This is a genomic window from Promicromonospora sp. NFX87 (assembly GCF_048564965.1).
Taxonomy (GTDB): domain Bacteria; phylum Actinomycetota; class Actinomycetes; order Actinomycetales; family Cellulomonadaceae; genus Promicromonospora.
In genome coordinates, this window is sequence record NZ_CP183413.1 from 5069315 (window position 1) to 5094761 (window position 25447).

Sequence of the window (25447 nt, forward strand, 5' to 3'; positions counted from 1 at the left end):
GATCCGGCCGGTCAGACCCACTCGACGATCAGGTCCGCCTCGTCCCGGGTCGCCGCTATCAGGTCCGCGTTGCGCTGGTCGGTGCCGCCGGCCCAGGCCTCGGCGTCGGACAGCGGCTTGCCGTAGGCCTGGTGCCGGGCGACGAGCCGCCGCAGGCGCTCGGCGTCCGGCAGGTCGACGTACCAGACCTCGGCCATGTGGGCGCGAGCCGTCGGCCAGGCGCCGCCGGGGGCGAGCAGGTAATTGCCCTCGGTGATCACCAGCGGCTCGTCGGTGACGACGGTGCCCGCGGCTATCGGTTCCTCGATCTCGCGCCGAAACTCCGGCGCGTAGACGGGCGGGTCGCCCGGGAGCCGGTCCGCGATCCTGCGGATCAGGGCCGCGTACCCGGCGTCGTCGAACGTGTCGACGGCGCCCTTGCGGTCGCGGCGGCCGAGCGTCTCCAGGACGGCGTTCGAGAGGTGGAAGCCGTCCATCCCGACCACGACGGCGGTACCGGGTGCCAGGGCCTCGACCAGCGCGGCGGCCAGCGTCGACTTTCCGGCGCCGGGCGGTCCGGCGATGCCGAGGACCCGCGCCCTGCCGGTGTGGGCGGCCCCGGCCGCCAGCTCGGCCGCCCGCCCGACGAGCTCGGCAGTGGTCAGGCGCACGACAGGTTCTCCAGCCAGGAGCGGGGCCCGACGTACTGCACGCGGAGGGACGCCACCCGTACTGCCTCCTCGACGGCCGTCTCCAGGTCCGCGCCGCGCGCGAGGGCCACGGCCAGCGCACCGTGGAACGCGTCCCCGGCGCCGAGCGTGTCCCGCACGTCGACCTTCGGCACGCCGGTGGTGCCGTGCCGTCCGTCGTAATCGCACCAGGTCACGGGGTCCGGCCCGTGCGTGGCGACCGTGGCCCGGGATGGCGCCACGTCGTCCGGCGCGCGGAAGTCCGCCGATCGTGCGGTGACGTCCGCCTGCCCCATCAGATCGGCGAAGACGGGCCGCCAGCGGCCCGCGTCGAGCACGACCAGAGGGCGCGGCTCCAGGGCGTTCGCGTACGCGAGGACGCTCCGCGCGAGATCCGGATGATGCCCGTCGAGCAGGACCACGTCGGGCCGCGGCAGCGCGTCGAGGCCGCCGGGCGTGACGTCGACCCTGTCGGTGAGCATGGCGTCGGGCGAGACCACGGACCGGTCGCCCGTCGCGTCGTCGACCATCACCGCCGAGACGGCCAGCGGGATCTCGTGCCCCTCGGCGGTGTCGTAGATCTCGACGCCGTGCCGCTCGAGGTCGCCGCGTGCCGCCGAACCGACCGGACCCGACCCGAGCGCACTGATCAGGAGGGCCCGCGCCCCCAGCGTCGCCGCGGTGACCGCGGCGTTCGCAGCCGGGCCTCCCGCGGAGACATCCTGGCGAACGGCGGTGATCTTCTGGTTCGGACCGGGCCGAACGGCGCTGCGGTGGATCACATCGAGCGTCGTCAGGCCAGCAAACCAGCAGGTCACGGGCGTTTTTTCGTTGACTTTGGCTGGCACGTCGGGCATGTGCAGAGGCTACCTGTGAAACTGAGTGTCAGTTACCGAGGAAGTCTTGCCGACAACCAGCAGCCCATGCGCCTCCTGCGCGGCGCCTACCGAGCTCAGGCCTCGCCCTCCGGGTAGGCCCGCTCGGCGTAGACCCGCAGCGCGTCACGGACGAACGTGGCCCCCTCGGTGCCGCCGTAGTTCGCGGCGAACCGGTCGTCCGCCACGTACATGTCGCCCAGGCCCAGCAGGTAGCCCTTGTCGGGGCGGCCCTGCTCGTGGCCAGGCGTGCCCGGGACGGCGACGAGCCACGCGGCGTGCCGGGCGGCGATCGCCTGGGCCTCGTCCGATGCCGGGTCCAGGCCGGCTTCGACGGCCCCGATCCAGGCCGCGTTCAGGGCCTGCACCTCCGCCTTGAACCGGTCCTGCCCCTCGTTGCCGAGCCCGCGCCACCACGCGTCGCCCTTCGCGTACGCGTCCCGGCCCCAGCGCTCGGTCACCTCCTGCTCGTACCGGGTGTGGTCGAATCCGTCGAGCATGTCCTTCGCCATGATGTCCTCGTTCGCCTCGGGGTCCTTCTCGAGAGCGGCGACCGTCCGTTCGACCGACGCGATCTGCCGCGCCAGCCGGTGCTGCTCCGCCCGCAACGAGTCGAGGTGCCGGCGTAACGCCTTCGCCTCGTCCTGTTCGCTGTCGAGCACCCCGGCGATGTCGCCGAGGCCGAGTCCGAGATCGCGCAGCAGCAGGATCCGCTGCAGCCGCACCAGGGCGGCGCGGTCGTAGCGGCGCGGGCCGCTCGCCGTCGTCCGGACGGCGGGCAGGAGCCCTACCGCGTCGTAGTGCCGCAGCGTCCGGCTGGTGACGCCGGTCAGCCGTGCGATCTCTTGGATGGACCAGTGCATGTCTCTCACCGTAGAGGTTGACGCCGCGTCAACTTCAAGCCCCGATCCCAAGAAGTTTCGGTGAGATGCCATGACCGCCTGTGGATAACTCGGATCGCTCCAGCGCCCGCCCGCCAATACTGAACCTATGACCGCATCAAGCGACATCATCCCGGATCAACCGCTGGCCGACGACGCGGCCCTGCTCGCGTTCGTGAGGTTCCTGCACGACGGCGTCACACCACGCCGCCGCACGCTGTGGTTCGTCATGCTGGACCACCGGCGCCGCCCGCTGCCGGTGATCGTGCCGATCGATCACGTACCGGACGAGCCCGACGTGCTCATGGTGAGCAACCTGGGTCAGGCCTGGCACGAGATCCTGCGGGACGAGCCGGGCTCCTCCGTGGTGCTGATGCTCGAGCGGCCGGGCCCGGCGCTCGCCTCGTCCGACGATCTCGCCTGGCGCGCGGCCCTCCGCTCGGCCGCGGCGGAGCACGACATCACGCTCGCCGGGTTCTTCCTCGCGACGGCGCACGGGGTCCGTCCGCTCACGCCGGACTGACGGGTGCGCTCCCGTCCCGGGTCAGTCCCGGAGCAGCTCCCACTCCTCGTCGGTGAACAGCCGGGACCGGATGAGGAAGCGCACGCCCTCGGGCGCCTCCACGCTGAACCCCGCACCCCGGCCGGGGACCACGTCGATCGTGAGGTGGGTGTGCTTCCAGTACTCGAACTGGTTGCGGCTCATCCAGACCGGGACGGTGAACGCTGCGCCGTCCGCCCCGACACCGAGGTCGCCGAGGTGCACGTCGGCGTCGCCGGTGATGAAGTCGCCGTCCGGGAAGCACATGGGCGACGAGCCGTCGCAGCAGCCACCGGACTGGTGGAACATGAGCTCGCCGTGCCTGGCGCGCAGGCGCACGAGCAGTGCCGCCGCTGCGTCGGTCAGTGCGACCCGTGCGGGCGGCGCGGAAGACACCTGGGGGACGTCGTCGGACATGAGCACCTCCTGATGGCAGGGGCGAGGGTGTCAGACGTACAGGTCACCCGGGTGACCTGTACGTCTGACTCCAAGCCGGGTCTAGAAGAAGCCCTGCTTGCCCTGGGCGTAGCTCACCAGCAGGTTCTTCGTCTGCTGGTAGTGGTCGAGCATCATCTTGTGGTTCTCGCGCCCCACGCCCGAGCCCTTGTACCCGCCGAACGCCGCCGCGGCCGGGTAGGCGTGGTAGCAGTTCGTCCACACGCGGCCGGCCTCGATCGCCCGGCCCGCGCGGTAGGCGTCCGCACCGGACCGGGTCCACACGCCCGCGCCCAGCCCGTACAGGGTGTCGTTGGCCACCTTGATCGCGTCGTCGAAGTCACCGAACTCCGTGACCGCCACGACCGGCCCGAAGATCTCCTCCTGGAAGATCCGCATGGAGTTCTTGCCCTCGAAGATCGTGGGGGTCACGTAGTACCCGCCCGCCAGGTCGCCGTCCAGCTCCGCGCGGAACCCGCCGGTGAGCACCTTGGCGCCCTCCGCCTTGCCGATGTCGAAGTAGCTGAGGATCTTCTCGAGCTGGTCGTTGCTCGCCTGCGCGCCGATCATCGTGTCGGTGTCGAGCGGGTTGCCCTGCTTGATCGCCTCGGTACGCACGACGGCGTCGGCCAGGAACGACTCGTAGATGTCCGCCTGGATGAGCGCACGCGACGGGCACGTGCACACCTCGCCCTGGTTGAGGGCGAACATCGTGAAGCCCTCCAGCGCCTTGTCGTAGAACTCGTCCTTCGCCGCCGCGACGTCGCTGAAGAAGATGTTCGGCGACTTGCCGCCGAGCTCCAGCGTCACCGGGATGATGTTCTGCGACGCGTACTGCATGATCAGGCGGCCCGTGGTGGTCTCGCCCGTGAACGCGATCTTGCGGATCCGCGGGGAGCTCGCCAGCGGCTTGCCCGCCTCGGCGCCGAACCCGTTGACGACGTTCACGACCCCCGGCGGCAGCAGGTCCGCGATGAGCTCCATCAGGTACAGGATCGACGTCGGCGTCTGCTCGGCGGGCTTGAGCACCACGGCGTTGCCCGCCGCGAGCGCCGGCGCCAGCTTCCACACGGCCATGAGGATCGGGAAGTTCCACGGGATGATCTGCCCGACCACGCCCAGCGGCTCGTGGAAGTGGTAGGCGATGGTGTCGCCGTCGATCTCGCTGATCGATCCCTCCTGCGCCCGGATCGCGCCCGCGAAGTAGCGGAAGTGGTCGATCGCCAGGGGCAGGTCGGCGGCGAGGGTCTCGCGGACGGGCTTGCCGTTCTCCCAGGTCTCGGCGACGGCCAGCTCCTCGAGGTGCTCCTCGATGCGGTCGGCGATCCGGTTCAGCACCTGCGCCCGTTCCGTGACCGCCGTCCGGCCCCATGCGGGTGCCGCGCCGTGCGCGGCGTCGAGGGCCCGGTCGATGTCGTCGGCGTCGCCGCGCGCGACCTCGGTGAACGTCCGCCCGTTCACGGGGCTGGGGTTCTCGAAGTACTGGCCGTTCGCCGGGGCCACGTACTCGCCCCCGATCCAGTGGTCGTACCTGGGCCGGAACGTGGCGATGGCACCTTCGGTTCCCGGGGCTGCGTACACGGTCATGGTCTGCCTCCTCGCAGGTTCTCTCGTGCCCGCCGTCGGCTGCCCGGCGGAGTCACACCCGGGTGCGACGGTGCAGCCGGGTGGGGCGAGGTTAGGCAGCGGGGCGTTGCATCGGGGTTGCAACCGGACCGTGACCTGGACGGGGCAAGCCGGGCCGTTGGCGGAACAAATGGACATCGAAGGACGGATCACCCGGACGAGAGGCCTACCACCATGACTTTCGCACCCCGCACGACCCGCGCGTCCTTGTCCGCCGCGGCAGTACTGCTGACCGCGGCGCTCGCGCTCACGGGCTGCACGGCCGACGCCGGCGGCGATGCCGAGCCCGTCGACGTGCCGGCGCCGGCGGCTCCCGACCTGTCGGGCGGCGAGGCCCTGAGCCAGGCGACGGACGGAGCGCTGAGCAGGGACGTGGCGCCGCCCCTCCCCGAGCCGGGGACACCCGGTACCGAGGAGTACGACGACTCCCCCGAGACGCCGTTCCAGGACGTCGCCACGAGCCCGCTGTCCACGTTCTCGGCGGACGTCGACACGGCGTCGTACTCGAACCTGCGCCGACAGGTGAACCAGGGAGTCGCGCCGGAGGGCGTGCGCATCGAGGAGCTCGTCAACTACTTCGACTACGACTACCAGGCGCCCGCGCCGGGCGCGGAGCACCCGTTCTCGATGACGGCCGAGGTGGCGACCGCCCCCTGGAACCCGGAGCACCAGCTCGCCATGGTGGGCGTCCAGGCCACGGAGGCGATACCGACGTCGGAGGGGAACAACATCGTGTTCCTGCTCGACGTGTCCGGGTCGATGGACGAGCCGAACAAGCTGCCGCTGCTCGCCGAGTCGTTCGCGCTGCTGGTGGAGCAGCTCGACGAGGACGACCGTGTGTCGATAGTGACCTACGCGGGCGACAACCAGGTGGTGGCGGACTCGGTGCCCGGTTCGGAGCACGGCGTGCTGGTGGACCACCTGCGGTCGCTGGAGGCCGGCGGGTCGACGGGCGGCGCGGACGGCCTGCTGACGGCGTACGAGCTGGCCGAGGAGAACTTCGTCGAGGGCGGCAACAACCGGGTGATCCTCGCGACGGACGGCGACTTCAACGTGGGCCCGTCCACCCCCGAGGAGCTCACGGACCTGGTCGAGGCCGAGCGGAAGTCCGGGATCTACGTGTCCGTGCTCGGCTTCGGCATGTACAACCTGAAGGACAGCACGATGGAGGCCATCGCCGACCACGGGAACGGCAACTATGCCTACATCGACACCCTGGCCGAGGCGCGCAAGGTCCTGGTGGACGAGTTCGACTCCACCATGTTCGTGGTGGCCAAGGACCTGAAGCTGCAGGTGGAGCTCAACCCGGGGACCGTCTCCTCGTACCGGCTGATCGGGTACGACAACCGGCGGCTGGAGGACGAGGAGTTCGACGACGACACCAAGGACGCCGGCGACGTCGGTGCGGGGCACGCGGTGACCGCGTTCTACGAGCTCGTCCCGGCCGACGGCGGCCTGGGCACGGACCCCGGCTCCGACGGCGGCGACCTGAAGTACAGCGAACGGGAGGTCGGCAGCAGCGACGACTTCATGACCGTGCACGTCCGGTACAAGGCACCGGAGGGTGACGACCCCGGCACGAGCACGGAGGTCGAGCTTCCCGTCGGCGCGGACGCGTTCACGTCGGCGCCGACGGCGGACTTCGCCTTCGCCTCCGCCGTGGCGGAGCTCGGGCTGATCGCCACCGCGTCGGAGTACCGGGCCGACGCGAGCCTCGACGCCGTCAGGGAACGCGCGTCGAGCGCTCTGGGCCGGGACCCGTACGGTCTGCGGGCGGAGTTCGTCGATCTGGTCGACGCCTACCGCCGGGTCGCGTGATCGCTGCTACGCATCAAATGCACTGCCGTGGGCATGACGCTCAATGCATTGGCTCGATCAGAAAGCCCGATCGAGAGCGGTGCACGGTGGCAAAGGGATCCGGAAATCGTGGAAAGAGGTTTCCATGCTTGAAGAGCGCCGGAAGTTTAGGCCGCCGGCAAATGCCGATGAATGCGCTTCAGGAACCTTCGCGGGAGGTGAGGATCGTCCGGTCACCAACGGGGTCCCGGGAATCCAGGGCGCGCTGCGCACCCTGCGACTGCTGGACCATGTCGACGGCGACACGCAGGTCCTCGGTGGCCCAGTCCAGGGAGTCCTCCATGTGCGTCGCCTGGGCGAGCAGCGTCTGAGCCTGCGTCACGGAGGACGGCGGGGCGTCCGTCACGCGCTGCGCCGCGGCCGACCGGGCGTCGGCGATCGCCTGGGCGAGGACGTCACGGGTGGCCGGGTCGGCGACCTGGCCGTCGGAGTGCTCGTAGACCCGCTCGGCCATGGCCAGCACCGCCGTCAGGTCGTCCGACCGGGCGGCCGTGGTGCTGACCTGCATGTCGATCTGGGAGCCGAGGGCCACGAGGTGGCTGGTCCGGTCGGCGTGAGCCGAGGCCGCCCACAGAGTGATGGCGACGGCCACACCCGTGACGATCGCGGCGCCGAAGACCCAGGGGCGCCGCCCGCGGGCGCCGGCCAGATCGGCAAGCTCCGGCTCGGGCTGCGGCGAGTCGAGCGGCGGCAGGGTGGCAGTGTCGAGCGCGGGAAGTCGGGTCGGTCTGTCGCTCGGCTGTTCGTCGCTGTCGGATATCGCAGGTTCCGCCTTCACCAGTGCGATGGTGTTCAACTCTTCCCCCAAAGAGAGATCCCATGAAAACAACGTGTCGGGCTCGAAGCCCTATTAACTACCGATGAGAATGACGCTAGAACTACTTCTTGAGTAGCGCGCGGCGAGACCGTAATACACCTGTGATGTGTGGAAAGTCGTGCGGCCCGGTCGCTGGCCGACGTTCCGGGCGGGGAGCCTGTCAAAGGCGACGCCTGGCGCCTAGACTGGCGGGGTTCGACGACGGCGTCCGGACGAGGTCTGGGGCAGCATGGCGAAGGTGCCACACCGGGACGCGCAGTGGGTACGCGCGGCATACGAGAGCTTCGTCGGTTCCGCCGGCTCGCAGGAGCCCACGGGGATCGATCCCGTCGTCGCGGCCTCGTGGCGCAGGAGCCTCCGCAACGGTGTGGACCCGGACCAGCCCAGCGAGATGGCCGTCGCGGCGTCCGGCGATCTCGAGGACTACCGCCGCAACCACCCCCTGGCGGTCGCGATGCCCCTGGTCCGGGATCTGGTGGGCGGCGCGACGGGTGACGACCTGGTGGTCGCGGTGTCGGACGACGTCGGCCGGCTGCTCTGGGTGGAGGGCCGCGGACCGGTGCGCTCCGCGGTCGACCACGTCGGGTTCGTCGAGGGCGCGGTGTGGCGCGAGGACTCCGTCGGCACCAACGCGCCCGGCACGGCGCTGGCGACGCGGCGTCCGGTCCAGGTGCTCGGCGCCGAGCACTTCATGCGTCCGGCCCAGCGCCTGAGCTGCACCGCGGCCCCTGTGCGCGACGCGGCGGGCGGGATCGTCGGCGTCCTCGACCTCACCGGCGGCAGCGTCGCCGGGAGCCACGTCGCCCTCGCACTGGTCCGGGCCACCGTCGCGATGGTCGAGCGCGAGCTCGCCACCCGCTCCGCCGTACGGGCCGCGGGCCCCGGCGCGACCGACCGCCCGCCGGACCTCCGGCTGCTCGGGCCGCCCATGCTCCGCGGGCGCCGGCTGTCGCTGCGGCATGCCGAGATCCTGCTCCTGCTCACCGAGCATCCGCGTGGCCTCGGCGCCGAGGAGCTCGCGGTGCTGCTGCACCCCGGCGACCTGTCCCTGGTCGCCGTGCGTGCCGAGATCTCCCGCCTGCGCCGCGTCGCCGACGCGGTCCTCGGTGGCCCCCTGCTCGCCGGCTCCCGTCCCTACCGGCTCACCCGGCCCCTGCGGTCCGACGTCGGCACGGTGCGCTCCCGGCTCCGGCGCGGCGACGTGCGCGGCGCGCTCTCCGCCTACCCCGAATCCCTGCTGCGGCGGTCGGTCGCGCCCGGCGTCGAGCGGCTGCGCGAAGAGCTCGAGGCAGAGGTCCGCGAGGCGGTGCACGCCTGCGACGACGTGGCCGCCGTCGAGCAGTGGACCGCCCGTAGCGAGGGGGCGGACGATCACGCCGCCTGGACGCGGCTGGCCCGGCTCGCACCGCCCGGCGGGCCGCAGTCGGTGCGGGCATTGGCGCACCTGCGCGTACTGGAGCGACGCCTGTCCTGAGCCGGGATCTTTTCGGCGGGGCCGGGTGTTGCCCTGACTGTCAGTGCACGTGCTCTACGAGGAGGCCCCATGCCCGCGCCCATCGACACTTCGGACAAGATCGCGCAGTACGCCCACCCGGAACGACTGGTGAGCACCGCGTGGCTGGCCGAGCACCTGAAGGACCCGGGGATCGTCGTGGTGGAGTCCGACGAGGACGTGCTGCTCTACGAGACCGGCCACATCCCCGGCGCCGTGAAGGTCGACTGGCACACCGAGCTGCAGCACCCCGAGATGCGCGACTACCTGGACGGCGCGGCGTTCGCGGCCCTCATGGGCGCCAAGGGCATCACGCGCGACACGACGATCGTCCTGTACGGCGACAAGAACAACTGGTGGGCCGCGTACACGGCCTGGGTGTTCACGCTGTTCGGGCACTCCGACGTACGCCTGCTCGACGGCGGCCGTGGCCTGTGGAGCGCCGAGGGCCGCGAGCTCACCACGGACGTCCCGGCGCCCGCGCCCGTCGAGTACCCCGTGGTCGAGCGGGACGACACCGCGATCCGCGCCTTCCGCGAGGACGTCCTCGGCCACCTCGGCAACGGCCCGCTGGTCGACATCCGCTCCCCGCAGGAGTACACGGGCGAGCGCATCGCCATCCCGGACTACCCGGAGGAGGGCGTGCTGCGCGGCGGCCACATCCCCACCGCACGCAACGTCCCGTGGGCGACGGCGGTCGCCGAGGACGGCACGTACAAGTCGCGCGAGGAGCTCGAGGCCATCTACACCGCGGGCCTCGGCATGAGCCCGGACGACGCCGTCGTCACCTACTGCCGGATCGGCGAGCGTTCGAGCCACACCTGGTTCGCGCTCACCCACCTGCTCGGCTACACGAACGTGCGCAACTACGACGGCTCCTGGACCGAGTGGGGCAACGCGGTCCGCGTGCCGGTGGCCACGGGTACCGAGCCGGGCACCGTCTAACCCGCCGAACGTGTCAGACGTACAGGTCACCCGGGTGACCTGTACGTCTGACACGTCCGGCGGGTTCTGACAGGTCAGGTGCGTCCGAAAGCCTTGCGCAGCTCGTCCTTCGCCCGCTCGAGCACCTCACGCTGGTCCGCGTCCAGCTCCTTGCCCGCTCGGTTCACGTAGAACGTGAGCATCGACATCGCCGAACGGTACGGGGAGCTCTTGCGCCGGTCGCTCGACTCCGCGGAGTGTTTCAGCGAGCGGGCGATCCGCGCGGGGTCCCGCCACGTGAAGACACCCTCTTCGAGGTCCAGTGCGTCACTGCCCTCGGTGACGTCCTGGGACCAGCGTTCGCGGTCCTTCTTCGACCGCTTCTTCTCGGCCATACGTCAACCGTACGACGCCGCCCGGTCGCTCGCCCGAGCCTCCGTGGCGGTGGGAGGATGAACAGATGAGCACCAACGACGTCGACCTGCCCGAGGCCCTCGCCGAGCTGCGGGACGCCTTCCTGGAGACGCCCGAGCGCGACCGGCTCCAGCTCCTGCTGGAGGTCTCCCGCGAGCTTCCACCGCTGCCCGCGAAGTACGCGGACGCGCCCGAGCGGCTCGAACGGGTCCAGGAGTGCCAGTCCCCCGTCTACGCCTTCGCCGAGGTGGACGACGCCGGCGTGGTCGCCTTCCACGCGAGCGCACCGGAGGAGGCGCCCACCACGCGGGGCTTCGCGTCGATCCTCGCGCAGGGCCTGACCGGTCTGACGGCGCAGCAGGTGCTGGACGTGCCGGAGGACTTCCCGCTCCAGCTCGGCCTGACCAAGGTCGTCAGCCTGCTGCGGCTGAACGGCATGGCCGGGATGCTGACGCGCGCCAAGCGCCAGGTCCGCGAGCAGCTGGCCGCCGCGTAGGTCGGACACTTCGGTCTAACCCAGCCGGGCGCGGAGCCAGGGGATGCACGACTGCGCCTGGATGCGCTGGAACGCGCGCACGTGCGGGATGCCGGGCGGCGGGTCCTGCAGCGAGCTGCGCGCGAAATAGGCGGTCAGCACCGCTACCCACACCGTCACCGCCTCCGGGTCCACACCCGCCGGGAGCGGCGCCCGCTCCAGGACCTCCTCCGGAGCCGGCCCGCCCGTGGCGTGCACGGCCGGGAGCATGCCGGTCTGGTCCAGGAACGCCGGTCCCCGCACGGCATGCGGCCAGTCCACGGCCACCGCCTCCTCCACCCCGTCGGCCCGGCGGACGACGAGCGCGTTGTCCGCGCGCAGGTCGGCGTGCACCAGGTGCGAGCCAGCGAACGCCTCGGCCTGCCGCTCGGGTGACGCGATCTCGGCGATGCGGTCGAGGTTCGCCGCGAGCCACGGGTCGTAGGTCGCCAGGCCTGCGGGACGTTCGTCCGCGAGCTCGGCCGACTCCGGCCACGCACGCTCGCTGAAGGTGGGGAACGCGCCGCCGTCCGGCGCCTCGTGCTCGGCGATGCGCCGGGCCAGGTGCTGCAGGCGGTCGAGGTCGTCCAGGTCCCACGGCTCGGTCCGGGGAGCGCGCCCGTCGACCACGTCCGACGCGACGACCACCCACGCGGGCTCCGTCTCCCCGGGGTCGGGCAGCTCCATGGCCCAGCGGAAGGCCGGCGCGGGGACGCCGTCGGGCAGCGCCGCCGCACGCACCGCCTCCCGGCGGTGCAGGCTCGCGGCGATCTCGTGCTCCGTCGAGGCGACCTTCACGAAGGCGCTGCCGGTCGCGGACCCGAGCGTGAGCGCCCAGCCGGGCGAGTAGCCGCCGTCGTGCGAGGCCCAGCCGGTGACCGGGCCGCCGAGCCGCGCGGCGACGGCGTCGCGCACGTGCGCCGGGAGGTCGGGCCAGGTCGGTCGGACGCGTGTCATGCGGCGATCATGCCAACCAACCACGATCCCGACGAGGCATTTCCGGCTGCGCCGGAGTGCTCGCGGCACTCCTCGCCGGGCGCGGAGTGCGCACGGTCATCGCCACGGACATCAACCCGCGGGCGGTGACCTGCGCCCGCTCGAACGTGCGCCGGCTCGGCCTGGCCGACCGGGTGCAGGTCGTCGAGGCGGACCTGTGGCCCAGCGGCAGGGCCGACCTGATCGTCTGCAACCCCCCGTGGCTCCCCGCGCGCCCCACCTCCGCTCTCGAGCTGGGCATCTACGACGCCGGCTCCGACCTGCTCCACCGGTTCCTCGACGGCCTCACCGAGCACCTCATGCCCGGAGGCGAGGGCTGGCTCGTCCTCTCGGACCTCGCGGAGCACCTCGGGCTACGGACGCGCGACGAGCTCCTCACCCGGATCGCCGACGCCGGCCTGCGGGTCGCCGGGCGGCACGACACGAGCCCGCGCCATCCCCGGGCGAACGACGCCGCCGACGTGCTGCACGAAGCACGACGGCGCGAGGTCACTTCCCTGTGGCGGCTGATACCTGGCGTCTGATTCCTGACGCTTGATTCCTGCCTTCGACACCTGATACCTGATCTGGACGACCGTCCTGTATCACCACTGTGATGTCGGAGTTACGGGCTTTTCCTATCACTCTTCCCCCGGGTTCGATCCTGGATTGTCTCGTTTCATTCCGCACACCCCTCAATGCGTTCCGATTGACAGGGTGAAAAGTGCGTCTGACTCTTCTCCATGGAACACACGAGTGTGCTCTACCGCTGTTTCGACGGAGCTATTCGAGGGGAAATACCATGATCCGAGGATTCCGTGCAGTCAGCCGAGCTGTCGTTACCGTGGCCGTCTCGGCGGGCATGGTCTGCGCAGCCACGACAGGGGCAAGCGCCCTGGTGACGGCCGAGGGCGATGCGCCCGCGGCCGCGGTCACCGCAACCGATCCGGTGCCGGAGGTCGCGGCTGAGCCCGAGGCCGCTCCGGAAGCAGCGCCCGAGGTCGAGGCAGTGCCGGAGGCCGCGACCGAGGTCGAGGCAGTGCCCGACGTCGCGACCGAGACCGAGGCGGTACCTGACGTCGCGACCGAGACCGAGGCGGTACCTGACGTCGCGACCGAGGTCGAGGCAGTTCCTGACGTCGCGACCGAGACCGAGGCAGTACCGGACGTCGCGACCGAGGCCGTAGCGGTACCGGAAGCCTCGACCGCGGTCGAGGCAGTTCCTGACGCTCCGGCCGACCTTCCGGTGCCGGACGTCCCCGTGCCGGACCTCCCGGTCCCGGACCTCCCGGTGCCGCTCCCGGTTCCTGACCTCGGCCTGCTGGACGGCCTGCTCGCCACGCTCGGCGACCTGCTCGGTTCGCTCCTCGGCAGCCTCGGCCTTCCCCTGCCCCTTCCTCTCCCCCTTCCCCTTCCGGGAATGTGACGAGCTCGCCGGACGTCGCCAGCACGGCCGGTATCTGACGTCTTTTCCGCCAGCTGTTCGCGAACGGTGGGGCTGGTGCAAAAGACTACCGGTGAGGCCCTTTCCCGAATTTCGGGAAAGGGCCTCACTGCTTTGTGAACGACCGGATCGCGCATTTCATCACCGCACGTCGAACGCAGTTCCTGATTACTCGAGAACCTGCGCGATCCGGCGCACCGCCTCGTGGAGTTGGTCGGGGGTGCTCGCGGCATAGCCGATCACCAGGCCTGATGGCCCGTCGCCCAGCCGGTGCGCCGAGAGCGGCTGCACGCGGACCCCGGCCCCGCCCGCACGCCGGACGACTGCCGCGTCGTCGATACCCGGCACCGTCACCAGCAGGTGCAGGCCAGCGGCCACCCCGTGGGCGGTGCTGCCCGGCAGATGGGTCGCGAGCGCCGCGAGCAGGGCGTCCCGGCGGGCACGATGCCGCCGTCGGACCTGGCGGAGATGGCGTTCGAACCCACCGGTGGTGATGAAGTGGGCCAGTGCGAGCTGGGACAGCGCGGGACCGGCGAGGTCGGACCAGTAGCGGGCCTCGACCAGCTCGGCCTGCAGCGCGGCGGGCGCGAGCAGCCAGCCGATCCGGATCGCCGGGGCGAGCGACTTGGACACGCTGCCGAGGTGGACCACGTGGTCGGGCGCGAGCGCGCGCAGCGCGGGCACGGGCGGGCGGTCGTAGCGGTGCTCGGCGTCGTAGTCGTCCTCGATGACCAGCCGGCCGGGCAGGCCACCGGTGCCCGACGGCGGTGCGGCGCGCGCCCAGGCGATCAGCTCCCGGCGTCGGTCCGGGGCGAGCACCACACCGGTGGGGAACTGGTGCGCGGGCGTGACCACCACGGCGTCGACGCCGGTCCTGCCGAGCGCCGCGACGTCCAGGCCGTCCTGGTCGACGGGGACGGGGACGGGTTCCAGGTCCCACCGCCGCAGGTGCTCGCGGGCGCCGAAGGATCCCGGGTCCTCGAACCCGATCCGGCGCAGCCCGCGCGCACCGAGCGTCCGGGCGAGCAGCGTGAGGCCTTGCGAGACGCCGTTGATGACGAGGATGTCGTCCGGGTGCGCGCGGAGCCCCCTGGTGCGCGCGAGCCAGCCGGCCAGCGCCGTGCGGAGGGCAGGCAGACCGCGCGGGTCGCCGTAACCGAGCTCGCTCGACGCCAGCCCGGACAGCGCCGCGCGTTCCGCGCGGGCCCAGGCGGCGCGGGGGAACGCCGAGAGGTCGGGCAGGCCTGGCGACAGGTCGATCAGGTCGGTGGTCGACGCAGCCGAGCCGGTTCGCTCCGGCGACATCGTGCGGGCGGGGCCCGACGGCGGAGCCCAGGCGGCGCGGACCGTCGTACCGCCGCCGTGCCGGCCAGACAGCAGGCCCTCGTCGGTGAGGCGTCGGTAGGCGTCGACGACGACGCCGCGTGAGCAGCCGAGCTGGTCGGCGAGAACGCGCGTGGCGGGCAGCCGGTCGCCGGGGGCGAGCCGGCCGTCGGACACGGCGTCCCGCACGGTCTCGACCAGCCATGCGGTGAGGCTCCCGCGGCCGGCCTGCGCGGGGTCGAGCTGGAGGAAGTCTGCCCCGGGCATCTTGGTCCCTTCGATCGCTGCGAGTTTGGCACTGTCAGATATACCAAAGTCAGAGCAGGCTCGCGGACATGACGACAGTGACGCGACCGGGCTTGCAGGCGCCGGAGCCCATCCCTACCGAGTCCGGCATCGAACCCGGCATCGCATCCGGCCCCGAGCCCCACACCCGCCCGCGGATGAGGCAGTGGTCCGGGCCGTTGTACGCGGGTATCGGGATGGCTCTGGTCGGCAGCCAGGTGGCGGTCTCGGGCGTGCTCGCCGACGCTCCGCTGTTCGCGGTGCAGGCACTCCGGTACACGCTGGCCGCCTTGGTGCTGTTCCTGGTCCTGCGGTTCACCGGACGCTCCGTCCCAATACCGCGCGGCCGCGAGTGGGCGTGGCTCGCGGGTGTGGCGCTGACCGGTCTGGTGCTGTTCAACGTGGGGGTCGTGCGCGGCGTCGCGCACGCCGAGCCTGCCGTGATCGGGGTCGCCGTCGCGGCGGTGCCCATCTTGCTGGCGCTGGTGGGGCCGCTGCTCGGGCAGACCCGGCCGACGCCGATGGTGGTGGTCGCCGCGGTCGTGGTGACCCTGGGCGCCGTCCTGGTGACCGGTGGTGGGCGCGCGGACGCGGCCGGACTGGGCTACGCGCTGCTGACCCTGGTCTGCGAGGCGGGGTTCACGCTGCTGGCGATCCCGGTGCTGCGCCGGCTCGGGCCGCACGGCGTCTCGCTCCACGCGGTCTGGATCGCGGCGGTGGCACTGTGGGTGCTCAGCCTGACGACGGAGGGTCCCGGCGCCGTCGGGACCCTGCGGGCCGAGCACGTGCCCGCGATGCTGCACCTCGCCCTGGGCGTCACCGTCGTCGCGTTTCTGCTCTGGTACACGGCGGTCGGCCGGATCGGACCCGGGCGGGCAGGGCTGTTCACCGGGATCGTGCCGGTCGCGTCGGCCGTGGGCGGAGTGCTGCTCGGTGGCCCCGTGCCGGGGCCTTTCGTGTGGCTGGGCGTCGCGGTCGTCGTGGTCGGCGTCGTGCTGGGGATGCGCCCCGGCCCGACGCGTCCTCCGAGGGTCCGGACTCAGGCTTAGGCAGGCTGCGGGTCGCGGCCCAGGAGGCGCAGGGCGTCGAGCCAGGGGTCGGCGCCGGTCTCGGCGAGCGGCTCGCCGAAGACGCCGGGCGGTCCGCCGGGCCGGCTCGCGATCTGCCGGGCGAAGTCGAGGACCAGCCCGGTGACGGCGTCGTCCGGCCGGTAGGTGTCGCCGAGCGCCGTGGCGACGTCCCAGGCGTGGACCGCGGCGTCGAGGAGCTGCATACCGAGCGCGACGGCGGGGGTCACCTGGATGTCGAACTCGGCGAGGTGGACGACGGCGGTCTCGTCGGCCGGCCCGAACGCGGCCCGGAGGACCTCGGCGGACGCGTCCCACTGGGCTACGGCGTTCGCCGGGGTGACGTCCGGCCCCGCATAGGCGGCCTCGTCCGCGTCGCCGGTGGCGACCGCGGCCGCGAAGCCGAGGTTCTGGCCGATCATGTGCGACAGCAGGTCGGCGAGGTCCCAGCCGTCGCACGGTGTGGCGATCCCGAGGTCGCCGGCGGCCGCGCGCTCGACCAGGACTGCGGTGTCGGCGAGGGCGGCATCGTGCAGGGCGAGCATCTCCGAATAGGTAAGCATGCGTAGACGATACACTGCTGTAGATCGTAAGAGGGTGGTTAGGATCGCTAGGTGGAGCGACCCGAGCTTGGCTACCTGCTGTCCCGGCTGATGCGGGTGACGATCGCCCGCGAGGAGCCAATCCTCGAACGCGCCGGTCTGCGGATGTGGGACTACGCGGTCCTCAGCGCGTTGACGGACCAGGCCGCCCCGACCCAGGCCCAGCTCGCGGCGGCCGCCGGGCGCGACAAGACGCGGCTGATCGGCAACCTCGACCGGCTGGCGGAGCTCGGCCTCGTCACCCGGGAACCGGACCCAGCGGACCGGCGCAACCGGGTGGTCTCCCTGACTGCCGAGGGGCGCAGGGTCCTCGACCGGTGCCGGGCGGAGATCCGCGAGATGGAGGACGACCTGCTCGGTGCGGTCCCGGCGGGCGACCGGGAGGCCTTCGAGCGAGGGCTCGCCGGGCTGGTCGAGTCGTTGGACGACACGCGCGATCCTTGAGGGAGACCGCGGTCGACCTAGTCCGCCTCGCGACTTCGGTACGTTGCACGGCTGCTGATCGCGACTTCGGTACGTTGCACGGCTTCCGATCGCGACTTCGGTCGGTTGCCATGAGATCGGTCAGTCAAACGACCGATCTCATGGCAAGCGACCGAAGTCACGGATGTTCCGGTGCAAGGGACCGAAGTCACCGGATGCTCTGGTGCAAGGGACCGAAGTCACCGGACAACCGGCTCACTCCTCGAACCGATAGCCCGCTCCTGGGTGCGTGAGGATGTGGCGCGGTTGCGACGGGTCCTTCTCCAGCTTGCGCCGCAGCTGCGCCGTGTAGACGCGCAGGTAGTTCGTCTCGGTCGAGTACGCGGGGCCCCAGACCTCGTGCAGCAGCAGCTTGCGGTCCACGAGCCGGCCTCGGTTGCGCACCAGCACCTCCAGCAGCGCCCACTCGGTGGGGCTCAGCCGCACGTCGGCGCCGTTGCGGGAGACCTGCCGCCGCGCCAGGTCGATCCGCAGCTCGCCCGCTACGACCACCGGCTCCTCCGGGTGGGCGGGCTCCGCCCGGCGGACGGCGGCGCGCAGCCGCGCGAGCAGCTCGTTCATCGCGAACGGTTTGGTCACGTAGTCGTCGGCGCCGGCGTCGAGGGCGTCCACCTTGTCGTCGCCGAGCTGCCGCGCGGACAGCACGACTATCGGCACCCGCGTCCAGCCGCGGATCCCCGCGATCACGTCGAGGCCCGGCATGTCGGGGAGCCCCAGGTCGAGCAGCACCACGTCCGGCCGGGCGGACGCCGCCGCGTCCAGCCCTGCCGCACCCGTCGGCGCGACGGTCACGTCCCAGCCGTGCGCGCGCAGGTTGATGGCCAGGGCGCGGGCGAGCGCGCCGTCGTCGTCCACCACGAGGACGCGGTTGCCCGTCACGCCGTCCGGCACCCCTGTCACGGGTCCATCCCATCATCCCGACCGGAATCCGGCGCCGGTTCGCGCGGGACGGTGAGCACCATCGTGAGTCCCCCGCCGGGTGTGTCCTCCGCGGCGATCCGGGCGCCGACGGCGTCCGCTAGCCCCGACGCGACCGCCAGCCCGAGGCCGAGGCCGTTGACGCTCGTGTCGTCGAGCCGCTGGAAGGGCTCGAACATGGTGGCCTTGCGGTCGTCGGGCACACCGGGCCCGGTGTCGGCGATCCGCAGCTCCACCGCTGCGCGCGTCGCGGAGGCGGTGAACAGCACCTTCGCACCGGGCGGGGAGTGCCGCACCGCGTTGGAGACCACGTTCGCCACCACCCGCTCGAACAGGCCGGGGTCCGTGTGCACGAGCGGGAGGTCCTCGGGCACGTCGAGCGCGAGGTCGGAGATCCACGGCTCGACGGCGATCGGCACCACCTCCTCCAGCGACGCGGCGCGCAGCACCGGCCGGACGGCACCGGTCTGCAGCCGCGACAGGTCCAGGAGGTTGCCGATGAGCCGCTCCAGCCGGTAGGTCGAGTCCGCGATGGTGGCCGTGAGGATGTCGCGGTCATCGCGGTCGAGCTCGACGTCGGGCGAGGCGAGGCCGTCCACCGCCGTGCGGATCACCGCGAGGGGGGTGCGCAGGTCGTGCGAGACGGCGGCGAGCAGCGCGGTGCGGGTGCTCTCCGTCCGCTCCAGCACCTCCGCCTGGGCCGCCTGCTCCCGCAGCCGCCGGTGCTCCAGCACGATGCCGGCCTGCGCGCCGAAGGCCTCGACGACCTGCCGGTCGCTCGCCGGCAGGACACGGCCCGCAAGGACGAGTCGGTGCCGGTCGTCGATCGCCACCTCGGTGACGGGCCCGTCGTCGGTGGCGCCGGACACGCCGGACCCGCCGCTCGGCCCAGCGCCCGACCCCACCTCCGCGGTGGCCCACCTCTCGTGGGCCACCACGGTCCACGGCGCGCGGTCGTCGGCGCGTTCCTCGAGCCGCACCTCGGCCATCGCGAACGTCTGGGCGAGGCGTTCCACTATCGCCTGCGCCGTGTCCTGGCCCGACAGCACCGAACGCGACAGCGCCGCGAGCGTCGACGCCTCGGCCCGCGCCCGGTACGCCTGGGTGGTGCGCCGGGCCGCGAGGTCGACGACCGAGGCGACGGAGACGGCGACCACCACGAACACGGCGAGGGCGAGCACGTTCTCTCCCTGGGCGATCGTCCATCTGCCCACCGGTGGCGTGAAGAACCAGTTCAGGCACAGGTTCGACACGACGGCGGCCACGACCGCCGGCCACAGCCCGCCGATCATGGCCACCCCGACCACCGCTGCCAGGAGCAGCATGGCGTCCGTCGCCAGGGCGAGGTCGTCCCGCCCGATCAGCAGCAGCACTGCCGTCAGGGCCGCCGGCAGCACCAGGGACGATCCCCAGCCCGCCGCCCGGCGCTTCGGGGACAGCGACGAGTACCGGGACCCGACACCGGTCCCGACGTGTGCCCGCTCGTGCGTCACCAGGTGCACGTCGATGGCGCCCGACAGACGCGCGATCTCCGCGCTGGAGGACCCGAGCAGGGCCTGCCGCCACACGCTGTGCCGGGACACGCCCACCACGATCATCGTCGCGTTGACCCCGCGCGCGAAGTCGACGACGGCCGTCGGAACGTCCTCCCCCACCACCGTGTGGAACACGCCGCCGAGCGACTCGGCGAGCGCGCGGTGCGCCGCGATGGTGGCCGACGGCGTCGACGGCAGGCCGTCGGTCGGCAGCACGTGCACCGCCAGCAGCTCGGTACCGGCCGCCCGCTGAGCGATGCGCGCCGCCCGGCGCAGCAGCGTCTCCGTCTCCGGGCCACCCGTGACGGCCACGACTATGCGCTCGCGGGCGGGCCACGTGCCGCCGATCGCGTGGTCGGCGCGGTACCTGGTCAGGGCGTCGTCCACCCGGTCGGCGAGCCAGAGCAGGGCGAGCTCGCGCAGCGCCGTCAGGTTACCGACGCGGAAGAACGACGACATGGACGCGTCGATCTGGTCCGCGCGGTAGACGTTGCCGTGCGCGAGCCGGCGCCGCAGCTGCTCCGGCGAGAGGTCGACGAGCTGGATCTGGTCGGCCTCGCGCACCACCTTGTCCGGCACGGTCTCGCGCTGCCGGACGCCGGTGATGGCCTCGACGTCGTCCGTCAGGGAGGCGAGGTGCTGCACGTTGACCGTGGTGACCACGTCGATGCCGGCGTCCAGCAGGTCGTGCACGTCCTGCCAGCGCTTGGGGTGCTCCGAGCCGGGGGCGTTGGTGTGCGCGAGCTCGTCCACGAGCGCCACCTCGGGCGCCCGCTCCAGCACGGCCGGGACGTCGAGCTCGGTGAGCGTCGTCCCCCGGTGCTCGACGAGCCGCCGCGGGAGCAGCTCCAGGTCGCCGATCCGCTCGACCGTCGCCGTCCGGCCGTGCGTCTCCACGAGGCCGATCACGACGTCGGTGCCCCGTGCGCGACGACGGTGCGCCTCGTCGAGCATGGCGTAGGTCTTCCCTACGCCCGGGGCCGCCCCCAGATAGACGGTGAGGCGGCCCCGGCGTCCGGTGGTCATGGCCTCAGTTTGCGTCATCGAGGGCGAGATTGAGCTCCAGCACGTTCACGCGCGGGTCGCCCAGGACGCCCAGACCGCGGCCGGCGGTGTGCTCGGCCACCGCCTGCTCGACGTCGGCCACGGACAGGCCGCGCGCCTCCGCGACGCGCGCCACCTGGATCGCCGCGTACGCAGGACTGATGTGCGGGTCCAGGCCGGAGCCGGACGCCGTGACGGCGTCGGCCGGGACGTCTGCCGGGTCCACACCCTCCAGTTCAGCCACCGCGGCCTTGCGCTCCTCGATGGTCGCGACCAGGTCGGGGTTGAGCGGGCCCAGGTTGGACCCGCCCGAGGCGAGGGTGTCGTACCCGTCCCCGGCTGCGGACGGGCGGGGGTGGAAGTACTCCGGCCCGGTGAAGCCCTGCGCGACGAGCGCGGAGCCCACGGCGTCGGAGCGTGCGGTGGTGTGGGCGCCGTCGGCCTGGACGAGCGAGCCGTTCGCCTGCCAGGGGAAGGCCACCTGGCCGACGGCGGTCATCGCGAGCGGGTACGCCAGCCCGGTGACGAGGGTGAGGACGAGCAGCATGCGCAGCCCGGCCAGCGAGTGCCGGGTCAGCGTCGCGAGGTCGCTCGCCACTGTTGTGGTTGCCATCTGAGTTCCTTTTCGAGCTAGTACGAAGGCCGGGCTACAGGCCCGGGAGCAGCGAGACGACCAGGTCGATGAGCTTGATCCCGATGAACGGGGCCACCAGCCCGCCGAGGCCGTAGATCAGCAGGTTCCGCGTCAGCAGCGACGACGCGGACGCCGGCCGGTACCGCACCCCGCGCAGCGACAGCGGGATCAGCGCGAGGATGATCAACGCGTTGAAGATGACGGCCGACAGGATCGCCGAGCCGGAGCTCTCCAGCCGCATGATGTTCAGCACCTCGAGCTGCGGGAACACGGTCACGAACATGGCAGGCAGGATCGCGAAGTACTTCGCGACGTCGTTCGCCACGGAGAACGTGGTCAGCGCCCCGCGCGTGATGAGCAGCTGCTTGCCGATCTCCACGATCTCGATGAGCTTGGTGGGGTCGGAGTCGAGGTCCACCATGTTGCCCGCCTCCTTGGCGGCGGACGTCCCGGTGTTCATCGCGACGCCGACGTCGGACTGGGCGAGCGCGGGGGCGTCGTTCGTGCCGTCCCCGGCCATGGCGACGAGCTTGCCGCCCTCCTGCTCGCGCTTGATGAGCGCGAGCTTGTCCTCGGGGGTGGCCTCCGCCAGCACGTCGTCGACGCCGGCCTCCTCCGCGATCGCCCGGGCGGTCACCTGGTTGTCGCCAGTGACCATTACGGACCGGATGCCCATGGCGCGCAGCTCGTCGAACCGCTCGCGCATGCCCTCCTTCACCACGTCCTTCAGGCGGACGACGCCGAGCACCCGCGCGGGCGCGTCGCCCACCTGCTCCGCGACGACCAGCGGCGTGCCGCCCGCGCGCGAGACGGCGTCGACATGCCCGTCCAGCTCCGCGGTCTCCTGCTCCGAGACCTGCGCCCCGGTGCTCTGGACCCAGCGCTGGATCGCGCTGCCGGCGCCCTTCCGGATGCGGACGGTCTCGACAGGCTCGACCAACGATTCGTTGGTCGAGCTTGTCGAGACCCCAGCAGCCGGCAGATCCACCCCTGACATCCGCGTCTGCGCGGTAAACGCCACCCACTCCACCCCCTCCGCTGAGTGCTGGATTTTCGCCCCGTCAGACCCCGTTTGGGGGGCGAAAATCCCGCACTCAGCGGAGGGGTAGCGGGCGTCCACCAGCTCGACGATGCTGCGGCCCTCGGGCGTCTCGTCGGCGAGCGAGGCCAGACGAGCCGCTACCGCCAGCTCCTCCGGCGTCACCTCGCCGACCGGCAGCACCTCCGTGGCACGCCGGTTGCCGTAGGTGATGGTGCCCGTCTTGTCGAGGAGCAGGACGTCGACGTCGCCCGCGGCCTCCACCGCGCGGCCCGACATCGCCAGCACGTTGCGCTGCACCAGCCGGTCCATCCCCGCGATGCCGATGGCGCTGAGCAGCGCGCCGATCGTCGTCGGGATCAGGCAGACCAGCAGCGCCACCAGGACCAGCAGCGACTGCCGCGAGCCCGAGTACACGGCGAACGGCTGCAGCGTGGCGACCGCCAGCAGGAACACGATGGTCAGCGACGTGAGCAGGATGTTCAGCGCCACCTCGTTCGGCGTTTTCTGGCGCTCGCTGCCCTCGACCAGGGCGATCATCCGGTCCACGAACGTGGACCCGGCGGGCGCGGTGATGCGCACGACGATCTGGTCGGACAGCACCACGGTGCCGCCCGTGACCGCCGATCGGTCGCCGCCGGACTCGCGGATCACCGGTGCCGACTCGCCGGTGATCGCCGACTCGTCCACCGACGCGACGCCCTCGATGACGTCGCCGTCGCCGGGGATGGTCTCCCCCGCCACGACCACCACGACGTCGCCCACCTGGAGCGTCGAGGACGGGACCTCGACCGTCGGCAGCAGGTCCAGCCGGGTGCGGGTGGTCAGGGTCTCCTGCGGGGCGTCCACCTTGCGCGCCGTCGTCTGCTTCTGGGTGGCCCGCAGGGTCGACGCCTGCGCCTTGCCGCGGGACTCGGCGATGGACTCCGCGAGGGTCGCGAAGAGCACCGTTGCCCACAGCCACACCGTGATCCACCAGGCGAAGACACCCGGCTGGACGATCGCCAGCACGGTGGTGACGAACGCGCCCACCTCGACGACGAACATGACCGGCGAGGTGTACAGGACGCGCGGGTCGAGCTTGCGCAGCGCGCCCGGGAGCGAGGCACGCACCTGCGCCCAGGTCAGGGCGCGGGGTGTCGTGCGCTTCGAGTGGTGCTCCGATCCGCCCCGCTGTCCTGAGCCTGTCGAAGGAGTCGCGGGCTCGTGGGTGGGGACGTCCGGGATGTTCCGGGTGTCGATGGTCATGACAGGGACTCCACAACGGGACCGAGGGAAAGAACAGGGATGAACGTGAGCCCCACGACGACGATCGCCACCGTGGCCACGAGGCCGACGAAGAGCGGGCGGTGCGTCGGCAGGGTGCCCGCCGTCGCCGGTACCGCCGTCTGGCTCGCGAGGCGGCCGGCCAGCGCCAGCACCAGGGCTATCGGGACGAACCGGCCGGCGAGCATCGCCAGGCCCTGCGTCACCTCGTAGAACGGGGTGCCGGTGGTCAGGCCGCCGAAGGCCGAGCCGTTGTTGTTCGCGGCCGAGGCGTACGCGTACAGCACCTCGGACAGGCCGTGCGGGCCGGGCTCCTGGATACCGGCAAGGCCCGGCGCGACGACGACGGCGACCGCCGTGCCCACGAGCACCAGCGCGGGCACCGTCAGCACGTACAGCGCGACCAGCGTCATCTCCTGGCGGCCGATCTTCTTGCCCAGGTACTCGGGCGTACGGCCCACCATGAGGCCCGCGATGAACACCGCGACCACGGCCAGGATCAGCATCCCGTACAGGCCCGATCCGGCGCCGCCCGGTGCGACCTCGCCCAGCAGCATGTTGAACAGCAGCAGGCCCCCGCCCGGCGCGGTGAACGAGTCGTGCATCGAGTTCACCGCGCCCGTCGACGTCGCCGTCGTCGCGACCGCGAACAGCGCACTTCCGGCGAGCCCGAACCGGGTCTCCTTGCCCTCCATGGCGCCGCCTGCCGCCTGGGGCGCGGCGCCGGGACCCGCCAGCTCGGCCCAGGTGGCCAGCACCAGCGACGCCAGGAACAGCGCGCCCATGGCACCGAGGATCGCCCAGCCCTGTCGCTTGTCGCCGACCATGATGCCGAACGTGCGCGGCAGCGTGAACGGGATGAGCAGCAGCAGGAAGATCTCAAGGATGTTGGTGAACGGCGTCGGGTTCTCGAACGGGTGCGCGGAGTTCGCGTTGAACGGGCCGCCGCCGTTGGTGCCGAGCTCCTTGATGGCCTCCTGCGAGGCGATCGGGCCGCCCAGCGCGTGCTGCGTGGCGCCCTCGACCGTGGTGAGCGCGGTGTGCGGGTCCAGGTTCTGGATCACGCCGCCGACCATGAGGACGATCGCGGCCAGCACGGAGACCGGGAGCAGGATCCGGGTCACGCCGCGGGTCAGGTCGCTCCAGAAGTTGCCGATGCGGGCGTCGGTCCCGGAGCGGGCGAAGCCGCGCACCAGAGCGATCGCCACCGCCATGCCGACCGCCGCCGAGACGAAGTTCTGCACGGCCAGCCCGGCCATCTGCACCAGGTGTCCCGCCGCGGCCTCGCCCGAGTACCACTGCCAGTTGGTGTTCGTGGTGAAGCTGACGGCGGTGTTCCATGCACCCGCGGGGTCGAACCCGGTGAAGCCGAGGCTCCACGGCAGGAACTCCTGCAGGCGCAGCATCCCGTACAGGAAGAGGACCGAGACGAGCGAGAAGCCCAGCAGGGACATCAGGTAGGTGGTCCAGCGCTGCTCGGCGTCCGGGTCCACGCGGACGACGCGGTACCAGAGCCGCTCGACCCGCAGGTGCCTGGGGCTGGTGTAGGTGCGCGCCATGTACGCGCCGAACGGCGCGTGCACTGCGGCGAGGGCGGCGAGCAGCACGAGGATCTGCGCCGCCGCTGCGAAGACTGAGGTGTTCACCGGACGATCACCGCGTCCGGTCGGCGCGGATCAGCGCCACGAAGAGGTACGCGAGGCCGGCGAGGGTGAGCGCCAGGCCCACGGCGTCGAACGGGTTCACTTCCGCCTCCCCTGAGGGCTGACGGACGACTCGTTCGAGGAG

At 71.9% G+C, this 25447-nt stretch carries 25 protein-coding genes; 9 read left to right on the forward strand and 16 right to left on the reverse strand.

Annotation, left to right across the window (positions count from 1 at the left end):
• Window positions 1-11 precede the first annotated feature (11 nt).
• The 3 genes from ACNYC2_RS22775 to ACNYC2_RS22785 form a co-directional block, all read right to left on the reverse strand.
• Window positions 12-650, reverse strand: a complete 639-nt coding sequence (locus ACNYC2_RS22775; protein ID WP_419703963.1) for a nucleoside/nucleotide kinase family protein — start codon at window positions 648-650, stop codon at window positions 12-14.
• The gene (locus tag ACNYC2_RS22780; protein ID WP_419703964.1) at window positions 641-1525 is read right to left on the reverse strand and encodes a PfkB family carbohydrate kinase; all 885 of its coding nucleotides are present in this window, start codon (window positions 1523-1525) and stop codon (window positions 641-643) included. The genes ACNYC2_RS22775 and ACNYC2_RS22780 overlap by 10 nt, the downstream gene beginning before the upstream one ends.
• A 95-nt stretch (window positions 1526-1620) precedes the next feature.
• Window positions 1621-2406 (reverse strand): MerR family transcriptional regulator, encoded by a 786-nt coding sequence (locus tag ACNYC2_RS22785; RefSeq protein WP_419703965.1) that lies wholly within the window; start codon window positions 2404-2406, stop codon window positions 1621-1623.
• Between the two features lie 127 nt (window positions 2407-2533).
• Here ACNYC2_RS22785 and ACNYC2_RS22790 point away from each other — a divergent pair, with 127 nt between their 5' ends.
• Window positions 2534-2947: a hypothetical protein gene (locus ACNYC2_RS22790; RefSeq protein ID WP_419703966.1), complete on the forward strand. Its 414-nt coding sequence runs from the start codon at window positions 2534-2536 to the stop codon at window positions 2945-2947.
• A 21-nt stretch (window positions 2948-2968) separates the two neighbouring features.
• Here ACNYC2_RS22790 and ACNYC2_RS22795 read toward each other — a convergent pair whose 3' ends face one another.
• Window positions 2969-3382, reverse strand: a complete 414-nt coding sequence (locus ACNYC2_RS22795) for a DUF779 domain-containing protein (RefSeq protein ID WP_419703967.1) — start codon at window positions 3380-3382, stop codon at window positions 2969-2971.
• A gap of 81 nt (window positions 3383-3463) precedes the next feature.
• Complete coding sequence (locus ACNYC2_RS22800; protein ID WP_419703968.1) at window positions 3464-4987, reverse strand: aldehyde dehydrogenase family protein; 1524 nt, start codon at window positions 4985-4987, stop codon at window positions 3464-3466.
• A 213-nt stretch (window positions 4988-5200) separates the two neighbouring features.
• On the opposite strand from ACNYC2_RS22800, the gene ACNYC2_RS22805 reads away from it, so the two are divergent.
• Entirely contained in the window at window positions 5201-6844 is a 1644-nt protein-coding gene (locus ACNYC2_RS22805; RefSeq protein WP_419703969.1) for a vWA domain-containing protein, read from the forward strand.
• 178 nt (window positions 6845-7022) lie between these two features.
• Here the strand turns inward: ACNYC2_RS22805 and ACNYC2_RS22810 are convergent, their stop codons facing one another.
• Window positions 7023-7661, reverse strand: coding sequence for a hypothetical protein (locus ACNYC2_RS22810; protein WP_419703970.1), 639 nt, complete (start codon window positions 7659-7661; stop codon window positions 7023-7025).
• Window positions 7662-7929: 268 nt separating this feature from the next.
• On the opposite strand from ACNYC2_RS22810, the gene ACNYC2_RS22815 reads away from it, so the two are divergent.
• Both ACNYC2_RS22815 and ACNYC2_RS22820 read left to right on the forward strand, forming a co-directional pair.
• Window positions 7930-9174, forward strand: a complete 1245-nt coding sequence (locus ACNYC2_RS22815; RefSeq protein ID WP_419703971.1) for a transcriptional regulator — start codon at window positions 7930-7932, stop codon at window positions 9172-9174.
• A gap of 69 nt (window positions 9175-9243) precedes the next feature.
• The gene (locus tag ACNYC2_RS22820) at window positions 9244-10137 is read left to right on the forward strand and encodes a sulfurtransferase (protein ID WP_419703972.1); all 894 of its coding nucleotides are present in this window, start codon (window positions 9244-9246) and stop codon (window positions 10135-10137) included.
• Window positions 10138-10211: 74 nt separating this feature from the next.
• On the opposite strand, the gene ACNYC2_RS22825 is transcribed toward ACNYC2_RS22820, so the two are convergent.
• Window positions 10212-10511, reverse strand: a complete 300-nt coding sequence (locus tag ACNYC2_RS22825) for a DUF3175 domain-containing protein (RefSeq protein WP_419703973.1) — start codon at window positions 10509-10511, stop codon at window positions 10212-10214.
• A 65-nt stretch (window positions 10512-10576) separates the two neighbouring features.
• Between ACNYC2_RS22825 and ACNYC2_RS22830 the strand changes: the two genes are divergently transcribed.
• A complete protein-coding gene (locus ACNYC2_RS22830; protein WP_419703974.1) occupies window positions 10577-11026 on the forward strand; it encodes a SufE family protein in 450 nt (149 codons plus the stop codon).
• A 15-nt stretch (window positions 11027-11041) separates the two neighbouring features.
• Here ACNYC2_RS22830 and ACNYC2_RS22835 read toward each other — a convergent pair whose 3' ends face one another.
• Window positions 11042-12001: a hypothetical protein gene (locus ACNYC2_RS22835; RefSeq protein WP_419703975.1), complete on the reverse strand. Its 960-nt coding sequence runs from the start codon at window positions 11999-12001 to the stop codon at window positions 11042-11044.
• Between the two features lie 56 nt (window positions 12002-12057).
• Here ACNYC2_RS22835 and ACNYC2_RS22840 point away from each other — a divergent pair, with 56 nt between their 5' ends.
• Window positions 12058-12564: a methyltransferase gene (locus ACNYC2_RS22840; protein WP_419703976.1), complete on the forward strand. Its 507-nt coding sequence runs from the start codon at window positions 12058-12060 to the stop codon at window positions 12562-12564.
• A 299-nt stretch (window positions 12565-12863) separates the two neighbouring features.
• Complete coding sequence (locus tag ACNYC2_RS22845; protein ID WP_419703977.1) at window positions 12864-13445, forward strand: hypothetical protein; 582 nt, start codon at window positions 12864-12866, stop codon at window positions 13443-13445.
• 186 nt (window positions 13446-13631) lie between these two features.
• On the opposite strand, the gene ACNYC2_RS22850 is transcribed toward ACNYC2_RS22845, so the two are convergent.
• Entirely contained in the window at window positions 13632-15053 is a 1422-nt protein-coding gene (locus tag ACNYC2_RS22850; protein ID WP_419703978.1) for a PLP-dependent aminotransferase family protein, read from the reverse strand.
• Between the two features lie 68 nt (window positions 15054-15121).
• Between ACNYC2_RS22850 and ACNYC2_RS22855 the strand changes: the two genes are divergently transcribed.
• Complete coding sequence (locus ACNYC2_RS22855; RefSeq protein ID WP_419703979.1) at window positions 15122-16120, forward strand: DMT family transporter; 999 nt, start codon at window positions 15122-15124, stop codon at window positions 16118-16120.
• Here ACNYC2_RS22855 and ACNYC2_RS22860 read toward each other — a convergent pair.
• Window positions 16117-16701 carry a TIGR03086 family metal-binding protein gene (locus ACNYC2_RS22860; RefSeq protein WP_419703980.1) on the reverse strand — a complete coding sequence of 195 codons (585 nt, stop codon included), beginning with the start codon at window positions 16699-16701 and terminating at the stop codon, window positions 16117-16119. The two genes, ACNYC2_RS22855 and ACNYC2_RS22860, sit on opposite strands and share 4 nt — an antisense overlap.
• Window positions 16702-16752: 51 nt before the next feature.
• On the opposite strand from ACNYC2_RS22860, the gene ACNYC2_RS22865 reads away from it, so the two are divergent.
• Entirely contained in the window at window positions 16753-17184 is a 432-nt protein-coding gene (locus ACNYC2_RS22865) for a MarR family winged helix-turn-helix transcriptional regulator (RefSeq protein ID WP_419703981.1), read from the forward strand.
• 234 nt (window positions 17185-17418) lie between these two features.
• On the opposite strand, the gene ACNYC2_RS22870 is transcribed toward ACNYC2_RS22865, so the two are convergent.
• The 6 genes from ACNYC2_RS22870 to ACNYC2_RS22895 are packed head-to-tail and all read right to left on the reverse strand — an operon-like array spanning window position 17419 to window position 25405.
• Window positions 17419-18123 carry a response regulator gene (locus ACNYC2_RS22870; RefSeq protein ID WP_419703982.1) on the reverse strand — a complete coding sequence of 235 codons (705 nt, stop codon included), beginning with the start codon at window positions 18121-18123 and terminating at the stop codon, window positions 17419-17421.
• Window positions 18120-20702: a DUF4118 domain-containing protein gene (locus ACNYC2_RS22875; protein ID WP_419703983.1), complete on the reverse strand. Its 2583-nt coding sequence runs from the start codon at window positions 20700-20702 to the stop codon at window positions 18120-18122. The genes ACNYC2_RS22870 and ACNYC2_RS22875 overlap by 4 nt, the downstream gene beginning before the upstream one ends.
• A gap of 4 nt (window positions 20703-20706) precedes the next feature.
• Complete coding sequence (gene kdpC / locus ACNYC2_RS22880; RefSeq protein ID WP_419703984.1) at window positions 20707-21333, reverse strand: K(+)-transporting ATPase subunit C; 627 nt, start codon at window positions 21331-21333, stop codon at window positions 20707-20709.
• A gap of 34 nt (window positions 21334-21367) precedes the next feature.
• Window positions 21368-23641, reverse strand: coding sequence for a potassium-transporting ATPase subunit KdpB (gene kdpB / locus ACNYC2_RS22885; RefSeq protein WP_419703985.1), 2274 nt, complete (start codon window positions 23639-23641; stop codon window positions 21368-21370).
• Complete coding sequence (kdpA, locus tag ACNYC2_RS22890; RefSeq protein ID WP_419703986.1) at window positions 23638-25305, reverse strand: potassium-transporting ATPase subunit KdpA; 1668 nt, start codon at window positions 25303-25305, stop codon at window positions 23638-23640. Before kdpA ends, kdpB begins: the two co-directional genes overlap by 4 nt.
• 7 nt (window positions 25306-25312) lie before the next feature.
• Complete coding sequence (locus ACNYC2_RS22895; protein WP_419703987.1) at window positions 25313-25405, reverse strand: potassium-transporting ATPase subunit F; 93 nt, start codon at window positions 25403-25405, stop codon at window positions 25313-25315.
• Window positions 25406-25447 lie beyond the last annotated feature (42 nt).